General features: G+C 67.5%; 1 protein-coding gene. It reads right to left on the bottom strand.

Annotated features, from left to right (window positions below; genetic code table 11):
• Positions 1-1,502 (bottom strand): AMP-binding protein (locus AWB75_RS36400; protein WP_143746705.1); only part of this gene is annotated, 1,502 nt, incomplete at both ends.

The following is a 1,502-nucleotide window of genomic DNA, read 5'->3' as shown; positions in this document are numbered from 1 at the left end:
TCGCGCGCGGCTGCTTCGGACGGCTTGTTATTGTGCGTGACCGGCAAGCCGTCGACCTGCACGATGACGTCCGGCACGAGCGCAGCCGAGCCCTCGCGCGTGAGATCGCGGCGCACGCGCGCGGCGAGCGCCGCATTCAGTTGCGCGCCCGCCCGCAGCACGAGCAGGAGCACGATGCGCTGGCCCGCGTCGCCCGCGCTGGCGCCGGTCTGCGGCACGACCATCGCACGAAGAATCTCGGGAATCCCGCTCAGGATGCGATAGATCTCTCCCGGACTCACGTTGATGCCGCGCACGTTGAGCACGCCGTCGCTGCGGCCGTGCAGACGCGCCGAGCCTTCCGGCGAGAATTCGACGACATCGCCGTGCGTCCACACGCCTTCGTTCGCGGCGAAGTACGCCTTGTGAAAGCGCGAGCCGTCGTCGTCGCCGAAGAAGCCAAGCGGGCGCGACGGGAACGGATTCGTGCAGACGAGCTCGCCCGGCATGATCGTGCTCGCGCCCTGATCGAACGCCTGCACGTCGAGACCGAGGCTTTTGCACTGCGCTTCGCCCGCGAAGACGGGCAGATTCGGGTTGCCGAGCACGAAGCAGCCGATGATGTCCGTGCCGCCCGAAATCGATTGGAGCTGCAACGGCTTGACGTGATCGTGGACCCATTGGAACTGTGCGTCGTAGAGCACCGCGCCGGTGGACATCATCGCGCGCAGGGCGGAGAGATCGAGTTGCGCGGCCGGCTCGATGCCCGCATCCTCGCTCATCTTCAGATAGGCGGGACTCGTGCCGAAGACGGTCGCGCGCTCGTCGGCGATGAGGCGCCAGAGCGTATCGACGGCGGCGACGGGGCCGTCGTAAGTGATGATCTCGACGCCCGACGCGAGCACCGACAATTGCCAGTTCCACATCATCCACGAGCAGCTCGTGTGGAAGAAGAGCTTGTCGCCGGGGCCGAAGTCGCTGTGCAGCCGATGCTCCTTCACGTGTTCGAGCAGCGTGCCGCCCGCGCCGTGCACGATGCATTTCGGCTTGCCCGTCGTCCCCGACGAAAACATGATGAAGAGCGGATGATTGAACGGGAAGCGCTGCCATGAGAAGCGCGTCGCGTCGCCGCGCGTGATCAGCGAGCGCAACTCGTGCTGGCGCTGCGTGACGGAGCTCGGCAGTTCCGTTTCATCGAGGCACACGATGTCCGTCAGCGACGGCAACTGGGCCGCGACCGCGGCGACGTGCCCCGAGATGGAGCCGCCCGTGTCGAACGGACGTTGCGCCGTGTGCGCGAACAACATCGTCGGATCGAGCGGCGCGAAGCGGTCGAGGATGGCCTGCACACCGTTTTCCGGCGCGGCGGTGGACAGCGTTGCGCCGAGCGCGGCCACGGCGAGCGCGACCGTGATCGCGTCGCCGTCGTTGCGCATGATCGCGGCCACGCGGTCGCCGGACTTCAACCCGAGTTCGGAGAGTGTTTGCGCGAGGCGCACGACGCGCTCGCGCAGCTCGCCGCG

Origin of the sequence: Caballeronia catudaia, from assembly GCF_001544755.2 — a bacterium.
Lineage (GTDB): Bacteria > Pseudomonadota > Gammaproteobacteria > Burkholderiales > Burkholderiaceae > Caballeronia > Caballeronia catudaia.
Note: the sequence above shows the minus strand (reverse complement) of the source record. Positions and strands in the feature narration are given on the sequence as shown.